Here is a 14,331-nt window from a genome sequence, read left to right as displayed (position 1 = left end):
CCTTCCTTGAATGGCGAGAAAGCTAATCGGTAGTCGACATCCCTGCGTGCGCAAAGCCGCACGGACAAGGGGTGTAACTTCGATGCAACATGACCCAAGGAACGCTCGGCCAAACAGTTTGTGCAGTTGCGGCATCTGAGGAACATCCCGTAAGGCGGCGAAATTCAGCCTATTTCCGAATTGGTTTGCAACGGTTTTCGCCTGCGGGTGAAACAATCCGGGGGACTTTAATGTCTACTTTCAAAAAATCCTCGCTGCTCGCGGGTACGTTTATCGCCGGCGCCATGATCGCCTCGCCTGCCTTCGCGCAGACGACCGACGACAGCACGACCGAGCCTGGCTTCGAAGCTGCGCCGGATGACAGCATTGGCGCCCCCATTGTCGTCACCGGATCGCGTATTCAGCGCCGCAACGTCGAAACGGCTGCGCCGATCGCGGTCGTGAATGCCGAAGAGTTCGAGCTGTCCGGGACGGTCAACGTCGAAAACGTAATCAACACCCTTCCGCAGGTCATTCCGGGTACGACGTCTTTCTCGAACAACCCCGGTAACGGCGCGGCGACCCTTAACCTTCGTGGTCTGGGCGCGGCGCGTACGCTCGTCCTCGTAAACGGTCGACGTTACCTTTCGTACGACACGAACCAGATCGTCGACCTTAACACGATCCCGTCTTTCTTGGTTGAGTCGGTTGATGTTGTGACCGGCGGTGCTTCCGCCGTCTATGGTTCGGATGCACTCGCCGGCGTCGTGAACTTCCGTTTGAAGCGTCTCGAAGGCCTCGAGATCGGTGGTCAGTACAACATTACCGAACGTGGCGACGGTGCGCGCTATAACATCAATGGAGCGATCGGCTCCAGCTTCGACGACGGTCGCGGCAATGCGACGGTCTATGCCGAGTACTTCAATCGCGAAGCGATATTTCAGGGTGACCGCGGTTTCTCGAACTTCGCTCTTGGTGGAAGTCAGGCCAATGGCACTCTATCTCAAGGTGGTTCTTCACTGCCCCCCGAAACACGCTTAACCTACCTGGGTGATGGCGACACGACTGGAACGGCTTTCGATACCAACGGCCTTGCAATCTTTGGAACGCCGGGCACCCTTCGTCCTTTCCAGAGCCCGGGCGATCTTTATAACTATGCTCCTGCAAACTATTTGCAGTTGCCGCAGGAACGTTACCTGTTCGGCGGCTATGCGGATTATGAGATTTCCGACGGGCATTCCGTCTTCGGCGAAGTTACATATGTGAACAACCGGGTCGCGGCCGAACTCGCGCCGACTCCGATCCTCGTGAACATTGGGCTTCCAATTGATCGCGCTGCTCCTTTCCTTAGCGACGAGACCATCGCGGATCTCCGCGCTCTCGATGCGAGCGAAGAGTCGACGCTTCAAGTCGCAACTGCAGCAGTCAGCGGTACGTTCGGCGATTTCGCGATTGGCGACAGCACGCCCGTTGGTTTTGCTCTTGGTGGCGAATACCGGAAAGTTTCGGCGAACTATACGCCGGATGAGTTCTTGTCTTCCGGTGACGTGCAGGGCTTCAACGCTGGTCAGCCGACTGGTGGATCCTACGACGTGAAAGAATTGTTCGGCGAGCTCAATGTACCGATCGAGTTCGGTTCGGCTCGTTTGGAACTGAACGGCGCTGCCCGCTATTCCGATTATTCGCTGGATGCGGTCGGAGGTGTCTTCACCTATGCAGGCGGCGTTCAGTTCGCCCCGATCCCTGATGTCGTCTTCCGTGGCCAGTACCAGCGTGCCATCCGTGCGCCTAACATCGCAGAGCTCTACCAGGGCCTCGCGGTCAACTTCCCGAGTGCACTCGATCCCTGCGCGGATGAAGACATCAACGCCTCCACGGCTGCGTTCTGTATCCTTGCGGGTGTGCCCGAGGCGAATATCGGGGAGGGCGCGCAGGGCCCTGGCGACCTACAACCCGATACGCAGATTCAGTCGCAGCTTGGCGGTAACCCTGCCCTGCAGGAAGAGACTTCGGAAAGCTTCACCTTTGGTGTTGTTTTACAGCCGAGTTTCGTACGTGGATTGACGATCACCGCCGACTATTTCGACGTCAAAATCGAAGATGCGATCAGTACACTGGCATTGCAGACGGCTTTGGATCTCTGCTTCATTCAGGCACAGGATCTGAATAGCCCTCTCTGTGCGAACTTTATCGGTATCCGTGATGAGACGACCGGCGCGTTTAACCGTATCAATCCGCCGCAGCAGATCGGTGCTAACATTGCGGAGATCGGGGTGTCGGGTATCGACCTTGAGGTCAGCTACGACTCTTCGCTACCCTTCTCATTCTTCACCGATACGGGCGAGCAGCGTGTGAATCTCTCGTTCCTGGGAACATGGACCGAAAGTTCGACGTTCAGCCCAGTTCAGGGTGGTGATCAGACCTTCGAATGCTCGGGCTTCTTTGCAGGTAACTGTGGTCAGCCTACGCCGGAATTCAAGTGGGTCAGCCGTGCGTCGTTCATCGACGGTCCGGTCACGAGCTCGCTTCGCTGGCGGCACCTCGACGGCGTCGATGGTGAGGGTATCCGCGCGGCCGAGCGTATTTCGAGCTACGACCTGCTTGACGTGACGTTCTCGTTCCGGGCTGCCGATGCGCTTACCCTGACGGTTGGTGTGAACAACGTGTTCGACACGCTCCCCGATACGCCGCGTTTCGACGCTGCCGGCAACGTGATCAACAATGTGAACAACCTGCTCCAGGGTGATGCTCAGGAACAGGCCAACACTTACCCGAGCACATACGACGTGCTGGGTCGTGACTTCTTCGTATCGGCAGCCTTCCGCTTCTGATCGATCAAGGCGAATGAAAAGAAGGGCGGCGGACTTCGGTCCGCCGCCCTTTTTCGTTATCTTTCAACAAGGGTGTCGCTAAGATAAGTGAGAGTTCACTCGCATCGAGCCTTCAAAACGCGGAAGGTGGCAAAGGCACGACTTTCGCCTGGGGCGCAAACTTCGTTTTCTTGTTGAATAACGAGTCCAGCGTTTTCGAAAGCAGAATTTAAAGCACCTGCATCCCCCGCTTTGTGGCAGGCCTTTTCCAGTGACGCGATGCGACCCATTTCGTTTTCGGCCTGTTCTGTTATCCGGCGCAATATAGCGGCGACATTTGCCGCATGATCGGTAGCACCCAGTTCAAGGGTCTGAGCCACCGCTTCGGGAATTTCCCATGCGGCGCTTCCTGCGCCAAATCGGCGATGTCCTTCTTGCGCGATCGCACGAATCTGCTCCGGGATTGCTGACAGTCCGGTCGCACGTATTTGCAAATGCCGCTGGGCCATTGCGAGAACATTCTTCTCTTTCAAAGCCCATTCGATCTGCCTCCGTCGTCGAAGGTTGTGTTCCAAGATCGGGCTGTCGGGCCGATGCATCAGAAGACCGATCAATCCGCCTTGGACCAGCACGCGAGCCAGTTCACGAGCCGCGATAGACATATCGGCATATTCGAAGCCGAATTGACTGGTCACTGCAGCGAACCGGTTGTCGGGGAATGGCAACTCCTCCATCGAAACACCGGCTTTTAGGCGCGTCCCGCGTGGCGGCTCTGGGAGCCGGGGGGCGAGATCGGTTCCGATAAGCTTTAGGTCTCGGCGCTTGGCCAGCAGATGGGCCATCACCCTGCCATCGCCGGTTGCCACATCCAGTACGCGCGCGTTTCGCGACAGATTTTCCGCAAACGCCCCCCAGACCTGCCTTTGAGCCGCATCTATCGCAGCGTAGGCATCGGGAAGGCACCCGCCGCTTTTTCCGCCTTTCGTCTTGTTTGCCGCCTCACGAGTCCAGAAATCGCCCCAGGCACGCTTCTGGTCCATCACGCAAATTCCCTTGAGATCGACACGTCGAAGGCGACACTCATACGGCTTCCGGACTGGAATGGTCTCGTTCCATGGAAGAAAAAGCTTGGAAACAAGGCAAGCAATCCCGGTTCCGGTTTGATCATGGTCAAGGGCTCCAAGTCGACATTCAGGTTGGGAGGCGGGCGGCCAAGCTCCAGCCATCCCGCCTTTTCGTCAGCTAGTGCGGTGTCGTCGGGAACGCGGACGTACAAGGCGCTCGATAGGACTCCTCCTGGATGGATGTGGGCAGCATGATAAGTTCCGCCTCCCTGCAACCGGACCGACCAGGAACCGCGCAATTCCCACGGGGCATCCCGGTATCGTAGAAATGGATGGCTTGGGTCCGCGGGGGGAAGCATATCACGATACTCTTCGAGGGCGTTTTGAACCGCCTCTCGCAGATTCCCTAATTCCGCTTCGGTTCGATCGAAAAGTATACCACGCGTCTGCGTGCCACCCCGCAGCGACTGACCCAACGGGAATGGCGACCTGTCGTGTAGCTCATCCAGAACCGGAATTGTCGCCGCAAGCAACTGATCCGCGTCCGCGAGGCGAACAGGCCGCGCTAATTTGCCGCCCCCCGCAAGCCAATCTGCCCGTGGATCATCCTTCAATCGCCAGCAAACGAGGCGGAGTGCCCACGCCTGCTGATCCCATGGCTTGCGCTGGAGCGCTGTATCCAGTCGTCGGCAAGCGAGGTAAAGTCGGCCCGTCCTTATGGCGTGCCGTGCCAATTCCACGGCAATATCTCGTTCGGGCATTTCTAGACGTTCGAAAATAGCCGCGGCGGTTTGATGATCTCCGGCAGCATCTCGCGCCGTCGCCTCTAGCAGTGCGAACTGCACGTCGCCATGATGCGACCAATTTTCAGAAGCGATATTCGCTGCATCGTCGTATCGTTCGACCGATATAAGCAACGAGATATGACCCAAGGCAATCCGCGGATCATCAGGCGCCGACTTGGCCGCACGCGCAAAGATTTCGTCGTAACCGTGCTCGCCACGATCCGAGCGAAGCTGCGCATTGAAGCGTAGGCCATCGACAAATCGCGGTGCTTTCTGCGCGAGTTGTTCCGCAATGGCAAAGGCGCCGTCTTTATCACCTATCATGTCGAGCGCTTGGGCTTTGCCGAGCCATAAATTTGGATCTTGCGGTGTTTGCGCAAGCAATTGGTCGTAAAGATGGGTGGCCATCGGTTCGCCGCGTTCCAGTGCAACCCGTGCTCGCCCGTGCAACGCTTTGGTTCTGTGCGGTTCAAGGGCAAGTGCCCGATCGTACCAAACCGCCCCATTGCCTGGTCGCCCGGCACCGCGCTCCGCCGTTCCGCGCGTTGAGCAATAGGAGGCGGACTCTCTTCCCATCTGTTCGCATTGCCGCAACTTTTCGCAGGCAGTTTCGTGCTCGCCTGCTCGCGACAATGCGATGGCTGCGTTGACGACCAGATCAATTCGTGATGGGTCGAGGGCGGCTGCCTTCGAAAACCACTTCGCAGCTTCGATTGCCTGGCCTTGCCTCATACGAAGATTGCCGCCCAGATTATGCAGATCGGCGGACTTCGGATGAGCATCTACCGCTTGGATGGATAGAGCGTTTGCTTCGTCGGTGTCACCAGCGCGCTCTGCATTCGTGATGCGGCTGGCCCATTCAAACGGCGTGGCTGAACTCATCGATCACGTAACCAGCCGGTGATGGCGAAGCGGCTTGCCGGGGCGAATGGAGACACGAACGATACGGCATGAGGGCGAGGCACCAGAAACATGTTCAACGCATTGAACCGCGGTTTGTAACCAGCGGTGATATCGCCGTTCTCGTCGTAAAAATTTAGATAGCCTCCCCAGTCGGGATGCCAATCGTCCGGGGCAAAATTGAGCACATAGGCTATACGCCAGCCTTCGGCGACATGACTATCGATGTGGCGGCCAAGATAATGCTGTGGCCCGAACAGCGTGGCCTGCCCATCCGTTTTCACAAGGTCGGAGATTCCGGTCACCTCGCGTACCAACCCGAGAAACGAAGGGGCATTTAGGTGTTCGAGAAGGATCTCGAAGGGGTTGCCGTCCTGTCTGGCTGCGGCCTCCACCAACGAAAAATGCGCGTAGCGAAAGGCGTAGGCCCCGTTCTGTGATGCTTTGTGGGTCGCGAGTAACAATTGCTGCGCGTGCTCACGTCCGGCTTCACTGGTCAAGAAGGGGGCATCGATCTTTTGCGCGCCTTTGATGCCGCTTCCATCGGCCTGAGCGGCCATTCCCCATGGCGTATGTCGAGACAACACTTCGCGTATCTCCGTCGCGCTTTCGGCCGTCAGAACGTTGCGTACCTGGATGCGATTATCTTCCGCAAACTCCCGCGCCAATGCCGCCCGATCAAGGTCCGGGTTGAGAGCGAACAAGGTTTTCGGTTCCGCCATGAAGCATTCGCATAGTCTGAAGGTTAAGCCGGGAGCAAGCACGGGCTGCACGTCGGACCGCTGATGCCTTGACTCTCTCCGTCGCTCTCCTAACCGGTCTCGAAACGAAACCGACAGCCGGAGAGAGCCATGCCAGAAGCCTATATCGTCGAAGCCGTTCGTACGGCCGGGGGGAAGCGGGGCGGGCGGCTTGCAGGTGTCCATCCGGTCGATCTTGCCGCACACTCGCTCGATGCGGTGATGGCGCGCAGCGGGCTCGATGCGAAAGCGGTCGACGATGTGGTGATGGGCTGTGTCAGCCAGGGCGGTGAGCAGGCGATGCAGGTCGGGCGCAATGCGGTGCTTGCGGCGAAGCGGTTGGGCGAAGGCGTGCCCGCCGTCACGATCGACCGGCAGTGCGGTTCCTCTCAGCAGGCGATCCAGTTCGCCGCGCAGGCGGTGATGAGCGGGACGCAGGACGTGGTTATCGCCAGCGGCGTCGAAAGCATGAGCCGGGTGCCGATGGGCTCGACCGCGATGTTCCATATGAAAGAGGGCCTCGGGAACTACAAATCGCCCGGCCTCGAAGAGAACTATCCTGGCATCCAGTGGTCGCAATTTGCCGGTGCCGAGATGATCGCGCAAAAGCACGGCTTCTCGAAAGACGATCTCGACCGCTTCGCCCTGCACAGCCACGAGAAGGCGGCTCGGGCGACGAAGGACGGCGCGTTCGAGGACGAGATCGTGCCCGTCGAGGTCGACACGCCCGAGGGCGAACAGATGCATACTGTGGACGAGGGAATCCGCTTCGATGCGACGCTGGAGGGCATCCAGTCGGTCAAGCTGCTGAGCCCCGAAGGCAAGATCACCGCCGCCTCGAGCAGCCAGATCTGCGACGGATCGAGCGCGGTGCTGGTCGTCAGCGAGCGGGCCTTGAAGGAGCACGGCCTCACCCCGCTTGCGCGCATCCATAATCTCACCGTCACCGCCGGCGATCCGGTCATCATGCTGGAAGAGCCGTTGTTCGCGACCGACCGCGCGTTGGAACGGGCGGGCATGACGATCGGCGATATCGACCTATACGAAGTCAACGAGGCCTTCGCTCCGGTACCGCTAGCCTGGCTCAAGCACACCGGCGCGGACCCGGAGAAGCTCAATGTGAATGGCGGGGCCATCGCCCTCGGACATCCGCTGGGCGCCAGCGGGACAAAGTTGATGGCCACGCTGATCCATGCGCTGAAGGCGCGCGGCAAGAAATACGGCCTGCAGACGATGTGCGAAGGCGGCGGCGTCGCCAACGTCACCATCGTCGAGGCGCTTTGATCACCGATAATTCGAGAGGATATTACATGGAAGTCAGCAGCAATACCCCCGCCATCGTCACCGGCGGCGCATCCGGCCTTGGTGCCGCCACCGCCCGCGCGCTTGCAGCGAAGGGCGCGAAGGTCGCTCTGTTCGACATGAACGAGGAAAAGGGCAACGCGCTCGCCAGCGAACTCGGCGGCGTGTTCTGCAAGGTCAATGTGACCAGCGAGGAAGAGGTCGACGCCGCCTTCGCCACGGCGCGCGAAGCGCACGGGCAGGAGCGCATCCTTGTCAATTGCGCGGGCATTGGCAACGCCATCAAGACTGCCAGCCGCGACAAGCAGACCGGTGAGATCAAGCACTATCCGTTGCAGGCGTTCGAATTCGTCATCCAGGTGAACCTCATCGGCACTTTCCGCTGCATCGCCAAGTCGGCGGCGGGCATGATGACGCTCGACCCGCTTTCCGACGACGGCGACCGCGGCGCGATCGTCAATACCGCTAGCGTGGCGGCGGAAGACGGACAGATGGGTCAGGCGGCCTATTCCGCATCGAAGGGCGGGGTGGTCGGCATGACGCTGCCCATCGCGCGCGACCTGATGCGCGAAGGCATCCGCGTGAACACCATCCTCCCGGGCATCTTCAACACCCCCCTGATGAACGCCGCCCCGCCGCAGGTGAAGGACGCGCTGGCCGAAAGCGTTCCCTTCCCCAAGCGCCTCGGCAATCCGGACGAATACGCCAAGCTCGCCATGTGCATGATCGAGACCGGCTATTTCAACGGCGAGGACGTACGCCTCGACGGCGCAATTCGTATGGCGCCGCGCTAAATCGCCGGGAGGGAGCGGACTGTCAGCACGGTCAGTCCGCTCCAAATCCGATCGCGCGAAAGCATAAGAGTATCACACCGAAACTTTCCATTTTCGCCCGCCTACCTGTACCCGGCAAGGTCAAGACGCGGCTGATCCCGGCACTGGGCGAAGAGGGGGCGGCGCGGCTTTATGCGCGGCTACTGGCGATGACGGTTGAGGCGGCACGAGAAAGTGACGTCGATTTCGAATTGCGGGTCACGGGCGGTGCGCCCGAACTTTTCAAGCGCATCTATGGCAAGGATGTTTCGGTCTGCGAGCAGGGCGAAGGCGATCTCGGCGAGCGGATGGCGCGGGTCGAGGCACCGGCGCTCATCATCGGGAGCGACTGCCCCGCCATGTCGCCCGAATTGCTGAACGCAGCCGCCGGGGCGCTGGACGATCGCGATGTCGTGCTCGGTCCGGCGACGGACGGCGGCTATTATCTTATCGGGTTCAACCGGGCCGTGCCGTTCCTGTTCGAGGATATGGAATGGAGCACGCCCAAGGTTTTCACCGAGACCCTTTCGCGGCTCGCGGACCGGCGCATCGGCCCCGCCATCCTGCCCGAGCTTGCCGACATCGATACCGGCGAGGATCTCGCCCGTTGGCCCGAGCTCCAATGAGCGTCACGATTCTGGTGCCGACGTTGGACGAGGAAAAGGCGCTTCCAGCGTTGATCGAACGATTGGCGGCACTGGAACCGGCTCCGAGCGAAGTCCTGCTTGTCGACGGCGGCAGTGCGGATGGCACCATCGCGCTGGCCGAAAGTATGGGATGGCGAATACTCGAAACTCAGGCTGGTCGGGCGATCCAGATCAATTCGGGTGTCAAGGAAGCGCGGGGCGACATCGTCTGCATACTTCATGCAGACACCTTGCCGCCCGCCGACATGATCGCGGTGATCGAACGCACGCTGGCGGACAGGCGCATTGCGCTCGCCAGTTTCACGCCACTGATTCGCGGGCCGCAGCGCACCCGATGGGGCACCACGCTGCATAACTGGGCGAAGACTTGGTACGCGCCGCTCCTAACCCGGCCGCACCTGTTCCTGCGCGGCGTGCGCCTGTTGTTCGGCGACCATGCGATGTTCTTCCGCCGGGACGACTTTCTGGCCGTCGGGGGCTGCACGTCGGGGGACGCGGTGATGGAGGAGGCGGACCTGTGCGTAAAATTTGCCGCGCTGGGCCGGGTGAAGATGGTGCCGCGATTCGTCGAAACGTCCGACCGCAGGATTGCCGCGTGGGGTGTGCTGAAGGCGAACTGGATCTATTTCAAGGTCGGGATGCTGTGGGCGTTCGGTCTGCGGCACCGGATGGCGAAACACTATCCGCATATCCGCTAAGGCGAGGGCAGGAAGCCGGTGTCGATGCAATAGTTGATCAGGCGGCGGATATAGGCGGGGCCGGTCGGCGGGCAGCCCTCGCCGAGCAGGGTTCGCGCATTTCTGTCGTCGAACTGCGGGCTGCGCGCGAAGTAGCTCGCATAGAGGCCCGCGATGCGCGTGTAGAGGCGGCGTTCCAGCGGGGCGAGCGCGGCAGGGTCGAACCGATCAGGCGGAACTAGGTTCGGCTCGTGGAAATGCGGATAGGCGCCGATGGCGGCGGCGAAGCCCTCTACCGGTAACGGTTGAGCCGAGACGAGATGTACGGTTTCGCCGCGCGCATTCTCGCTATCTACCAAGGCGGTAATACCTTTCGCCACATAATCCAGCGGCACGAAATCGAGCGTCGCGCCGGGGCGCGCGGGCATCGAGCGCACACGCCCCTCCGCGATCAGTTTGAAGGCGGCGTAGGTCGTGTCGAACTGGCGGATCGCGCCGCTGTCATATTCGCCGACGACGATGGAGGGACGGGCGATCGTCCAATCGAGACCGCTTGCCCGAACCAAACGCTCCCCCGCCGCCTTGCTCGCCTCGTAGCCATTGGCGAAGCCGGTTTCGGGCAGCGGATCGTTCTCGCTAACGGGGCCATCGCGCGCGCCGCAGACATAGGCCGTGGAGACGTGAAGGAATCGCATCCCGCCTGCCTCGGCCAAGGCGACGGCATGGCGGACCCCGTCCACGTTGACGGCGCGGTAGTCCTCTTCTGCCAAATCGAACCGCACCGTTGCGGCGCAATGGACGATGAGATCGTGCTCGGCTGCGACGGCACACCATTTCGCCTCGTCCCAGCCGAAGCGCGGCCGGGACACGTCGCCACTGAGCGTGCGGATGGGGACGGCCGTGCCGCTATTGGCACGCACATCGGGATTGCGATGGACGAGGCCCGTCACTCGGTGCCCAGCCGCCAGTAGGCGCGCGCAAACCTCTCCGCCGAGCAGGCCGGCGGCTCCGGTGACGAGGACGCTCAGCAACAGGCGGTGTTGGCCATATCGCTCGCGATGCCGTCCGCGCCGAACGGCACCGCGATACCGCAATCGGGAAAGACCCCGTAATGGGTCGAGAAATCGCCGAAGAATTCGAAGTGCGGCGCGAAGCGGGTATCGGCCAGCATCTTCCAGCTATTGCCGCAGATCGGGAACATCCGCCCCGCCTCGATCCGGTGATGCCCGTCGAGCAGGAAAGCGCGCTCCTCACCCACCACTGTGCCCTTGTAGCGGACCGCCTGCCCGTAATCCTCGCACTGGCTGTCGAGGTCCGGTAACTTGAACAGGCGGTAGGTCGCGGAATGGAAGGCGATCTTGTCTAATTTCTCGGCCACCTCGGCATTCTCGATACCCAAGGGTCGGCTGGTGACGAGGCGCGGATCGGCGAAGCCTGCAGCCTTGGCGAGCGCGATGAAGTCGCCCCAATAGAGCGCGCCGGACAGGCATTCGCCGTGCAGCACCGGATCGTTCAGCAAATGCTCGGGCACGCGGCGTTCGGAATAGACGTCGGAGAAGTAGAGCTCGCCGCCGTCCTTCAGCATGCGAAACGCGGCTTCGAACACGGCGCGCTTGTCGGCGACGAGGTTGATGACGCAGTTGGAAACGATGACGTCGAAGCTACCTTCGGCAAGGTCGAGATCGCCGAGCTTCTCGATGTCGCCTTCGAGGAAGCGGACGTTGGACCGGGCGTAGCCGAACCGTTCCCGGTGCCATTCCTCGTGCTGCCGCGCGACGGCGAGTTGCTCGGGCGTCGCGTCTACACCGGTCACGCTGCCGTTTTCACCGACCATTTGCGCGAGGATGTACGCATCCTGTCCGCTGCCGGAACCGAGGTCGAGAATGTGGCATCCCTCGATTGCCTGCGGGGCGACGAGGCCGCAGCCATAGTAGCGGGCGCGGACGTCCTCGTGCACGTTGCGCATTGCCGCCATGACGGCAGGCGGCGGGGCTTCGGCGGTGCAACAGGCATCGGTCTGCAAATCCGCCGAGCCGGTCAGCACCTTGCCGTAATAATCCTGCGAGTTCTGGAGGTTCATGGCCTTGCCCGTTCCGTTTGCGCGGCGAATGGCCGCATTCGGTTCGCATACAACGCAAACTCGGCTACGGGGCAAGAGATGAAATTCACGCATGACGTTATCGTGATCGGCGCCGGGGCCGCAGGGCTTACGGCAGCGGGCGGCTGCGCGCTGTTCGGACTCGACGTGGCACTGATCGAGGCGCGAAGGATGGGCGGCGAGTGCCTGAACGATGGCTGCGTTCCGTCGAAAGCTTTGCTGGCAGCAGCAGCGCGGGCGGCGAAAGCGCGGACGGCGGAGCGCTTCGGCGTGACTCTGGGCAAGCCGCAGGTCGATTGGGCAGGGGTGAAGGCGCATATTCGCAGCGTGATCGCGGCCATCGAGCCGCATGATTCCAAAGAAACCTTCGAAGGAATGGGCTGCGAAGTGTTGCGCGGCTGGGCGAAGGTGACGGGGCGGCAGAGCGTGACGGTAGACGGGCGAGAACTGCGCGCGCCGCGCATCGTGATTGCCACAGGTTCGAAGCCGGCGGTGCCTCCGATAGCGGGCATCGCCAACGTGCCGTATCTCACCAACGAGACGATCTTCGACATTCCAGAGCTGCCGCGCCACCTCGTGATCGTGGGCGGCGGCAATATCGGCATGGAGATGGCGCAGGCGTTTCGCCGACTGGGTAGCGAGGTGACGTTGGTGGAGCCGGGCGAGGTCCTCTCGCGCGACGATCCTGAAAATGCGGCCGTGGTGAAAGCAGCGCTCGAGGCCGAAGGTGTGCGCTTCGTGAAGGGCGAAGCCGGAGCGGTCGAGCGGGCAGGCGGCGGGGTGGTGCTGACTGCGGGCAGCGAACGGATCGAAGGCTCGCACCTCCTGATCGCGGCGGGGCGCACTGCGAATTGCCGAGGCTTCGGTCTCGAAGAGATCGGGGTTGCGATGGGCGACAACGGCATCGCGGTCGACAAACGGCGGCGCACGTCGGTGAAAGGCATTTACGCTATCGGCGACTGCCGCGACGGACCGCGCCTGACCCATCTTTCGGGCTATGAAGGATCCAATGTCGCGCTGGAGATTACGCTCGGGATACCCACCAAGGTCGATTGGTCGGCGCTGCCGTGGTGCACCTATACCTCGCCCGAAATCGCTCAGGTCGGAATGACCGAAAGCCAGGCGCGTGAGCGGCACGGCGATGCGATCACGGTCGTCACCGAAGGCTTCGACGACAACGAGCGCGCGATGACCGAGGACGCCACCAGAGGCCGGCTCAAGCTCATTCTGAAAGGCAAGAAGGTGCTGGGTGCCAGCATCGTCGGACGCAGCGCCGGCGATCTTTTACTGCCTTTCAGCCAGGCGATCACCGGCAAGTCCTCCACCTTCGCGCTCGGAAGCGCGATCATCGCTTATCCTACTCGCAGCGAAATCGCCAAGGCAGCGGCATTCAGTGCATGGGAGCCGACCGTGTTCGGCCCGATCCCGAAGCGTTATGCGCAGTTCATCGCAAAAATGCGACGGCGCTTCGCATGAGCGAAACACGTACCAAGTCCCGCAACGCGCCTGCCGGTGCATCGCCCTTTGCGGTGGAGGCCGGGGCGCTCCCGGCAGAGAAGTTCAGCGATCCGCAGGTGACGGCGAAGGGCGAACCGCGCGCCTCCGTTCCCCTGACCAAGCTTGAAACGCTGTGGCTCAATACCGGCACGCTGTGCAATCTCGCCTGCGCCAGCTGCTATATCGAGAGCAGCCCGACCAACGATGCGCTGCTCTACCTCTCGCAGGCCCATGCGGAGCGGTTCATGAACGAGGCGCGGGGGATGGGAACGCGCGAGATCGGGTTGACCGGCGGCGAACCGTTCATGAACCCTGATATTCTCGCGATCCTGTCCGGTGCGCTGGACAGGGGGTTCGACGTGCTCGTCCTCACCAATGCGATGAAGCCGATGCGCCGGCACGAAGCCGCCTTGCTCGCTCTGCGTGCGGAGGCGGGCGACCGGCTGACCCTGCGCGTCAGCCTCGACCATCACACCAAGACCGTCCACGAGGCCGAGCGCGGACCGAGGAGCTGGGACGCGGCGATGGACGGGCTCCGTTGGCTGTCGGTATGCGGCTTCTCGCTCGCCGTCGCGGGGCGCCTGCTGCCGGGCGAAGGCGAGGGCGAAGCCCGCGAGGCCTATGCCGCGCTGTTCGAAGCCGAGAGCATACGTGTCGACGCGCACGATCCCGCCCGCCTCGTCCTCTTTCCGGAAATGGACGAGAGCAAGGACATCGCCGAAATCACCACCGCCTGCTGGGGTATCCTTGGCAAGCGCCCGGAAGACATCATGTGCGCCACCAGCCGCATGGTCGTCCATCGCAAGGGCGAGCCCTCCCCGCGCGTCGTTTCCTGCACGCTCCTCCCTTATGCCGAGGGCTTCGATCTTGGCGAAACGCTCGCCGAAGCGACAGAGGACATAGCTCTCAACCATCCCCACTGCGCGCGCTTCTGCGTACTGGGCGGAGCGAGCTGTTCGGCCTGATATCGGTTTGTTCGGAGGCAACCCGCCGCGCCATGCGTTGATGCTCTGACACGAA

The 14,331-nt window shown here is 61.6% G+C and carries 12 protein-coding genes; 7 read left to right on the top strand and 5 right to left on the bottom strand.

Annotated features, from left to right (window positions below; translation table 11 throughout):
- The first annotated feature begins 89 nt into the window (after positions 1-89).
- Entirely contained in the window at positions 90-2,810 is a 2,721-nt protein-coding gene (locus E3U23_RS02055) for a TonB-dependent receptor domain-containing protein (RefSeq protein WP_279349516.1), read from the top strand.
- Positions 2,811-2,905: 95 nt separating this feature from the next.
- On the opposite strand, the gene E3U23_RS02050 is transcribed toward E3U23_RS02055, so the two are convergent.
- From E3U23_RS02050 to E3U23_RS02040, 3 genes are all read right to left on the bottom strand, one after another.
- Complete coding sequence (locus E3U23_RS02050) at positions 2,906-3,655, bottom strand: class I SAM-dependent methyltransferase (protein WP_431732647.1); 750 nt, start codon at positions 3,653-3,655, stop codon at positions 2,906-2,908.
- A 173-nt stretch (positions 3,656-3,828) separates the two neighbouring features.
- Positions 3,829-5,520 (bottom strand): 2OG-Fe(II) oxygenase family protein, encoded by a 1,692-nt coding sequence (locus E3U23_RS02045; RefSeq protein ID WP_279349514.1) that lies wholly within the window; start codon positions 5,518-5,520, stop codon positions 3,829-3,831.
- On the bottom strand, positions 5,517-6,260 hold the full coding sequence (locus E3U23_RS02040; RefSeq protein WP_279349513.1) for a 2OG-Fe(II) oxygenase: 744 nt from the start codon (positions 6,258-6,260) through the stop codon (positions 5,517-5,519). The genes E3U23_RS02045 and E3U23_RS02040 overlap by 4 nt, the downstream gene beginning before the upstream one ends.
- Before the next feature lie 129 nt (positions 6,261-6,389).
- On the opposite strand from E3U23_RS02040, the gene E3U23_RS02035 reads away from it, so the two are divergent.
- The 4 genes from E3U23_RS02035 to E3U23_RS02020 are packed head-to-tail and all read left to right on the top strand — an operon-like array spanning position 6,390 to position 9,737.
- Positions 6,390-7,562 carry an acetyl-CoA C-acetyltransferase gene (locus tag E3U23_RS02035; protein WP_279349512.1) on the top strand — a complete coding sequence of 391 codons (1,173 nt, stop codon included), beginning with the start codon at positions 6,390-6,392 and terminating at the stop codon, positions 7,560-7,562.
- Between the two features lie 26 nt (positions 7,563-7,588).
- Positions 7,589-8,374: an SDR family NAD(P)-dependent oxidoreductase gene (locus tag E3U23_RS02030; RefSeq protein ID WP_279349511.1), complete on the top strand. Its 786-nt coding sequence runs from the start codon at positions 7,589-7,591 to the stop codon at positions 8,372-8,374.
- The gene (locus tag E3U23_RS02025) at positions 8,299-9,018 is read left to right on the top strand and encodes a TIGR04282 family arsenosugar biosynthesis glycosyltransferase (RefSeq protein ID WP_279349510.1); all 720 of its coding nucleotides are present in this window, start codon (positions 8,299-8,301) and stop codon (positions 9,016-9,018) included. Before E3U23_RS02030 ends, E3U23_RS02025 begins: the two co-directional genes overlap by 76 nt.
- Positions 9,015-9,737: a glycosyltransferase gene (locus tag E3U23_RS02020; RefSeq protein WP_279349509.1), complete on the top strand. Its 723-nt coding sequence runs from the start codon at positions 9,015-9,017 to the stop codon at positions 9,735-9,737. The genes E3U23_RS02025 and E3U23_RS02020 overlap by 4 nt, the downstream gene beginning before the upstream one ends.
- Here E3U23_RS02020 and E3U23_RS02015 read toward each other — a convergent pair.
- Positions 9,734-10,747 (bottom strand): SDR family oxidoreductase, encoded by a 1,014-nt coding sequence (locus E3U23_RS02015; protein WP_279349508.1) that lies wholly within the window; start codon positions 10,745-10,747, stop codon positions 9,734-9,736. The two genes, E3U23_RS02020 and E3U23_RS02015, sit on opposite strands and share 4 nt — an antisense overlap.
- Positions 10,741-11,796 carry a methyltransferase domain-containing protein gene (locus E3U23_RS02010; protein ID WP_279349507.1) on the bottom strand — a complete coding sequence of 352 codons (1,056 nt, stop codon included), beginning with the start codon at positions 11,794-11,796 and terminating at the stop codon, positions 10,741-10,743. The genes E3U23_RS02015 and E3U23_RS02010 overlap by 7 nt, the downstream gene beginning before the upstream one ends.
- A 78-nt stretch (positions 11,797-11,874) precedes the next feature.
- Between E3U23_RS02010 and E3U23_RS02005 the strand changes: the two genes are divergently transcribed.
- Positions 11,875-13,290 carry a dihydrolipoyl dehydrogenase family protein gene (locus E3U23_RS02005; protein WP_279349506.1) on the top strand — a complete coding sequence of 472 codons (1,416 nt, stop codon included), beginning with the start codon at positions 11,875-11,877 and terminating at the stop codon, positions 13,288-13,290.
- Positions 13,287-14,276 carry a radical SAM protein gene (locus E3U23_RS02000; RefSeq protein WP_279349505.1) on the top strand — a complete coding sequence of 330 codons (990 nt, stop codon included), beginning with the start codon at positions 13,287-13,289 and terminating at the stop codon, positions 14,274-14,276. Before E3U23_RS02005 ends, E3U23_RS02000 begins: the two co-directional genes overlap by 4 nt.
- Positions 14,277-14,331 lie beyond the last annotated feature (55 nt).

The sequence above is a fragment of the Erythrobacter litoralis genome (assembly GCF_029760855.1).
Classification (GTDB): domain Bacteria; phylum Pseudomonadota; class Alphaproteobacteria; order Sphingomonadales; family Sphingomonadaceae; genus Qipengyuania; species Qipengyuania litoralis_A.
The sequence above is the reverse complement of the archived record's forward strand: the minus strand, read 5'-3'. Positions and strand labels throughout refer to the sequence as shown.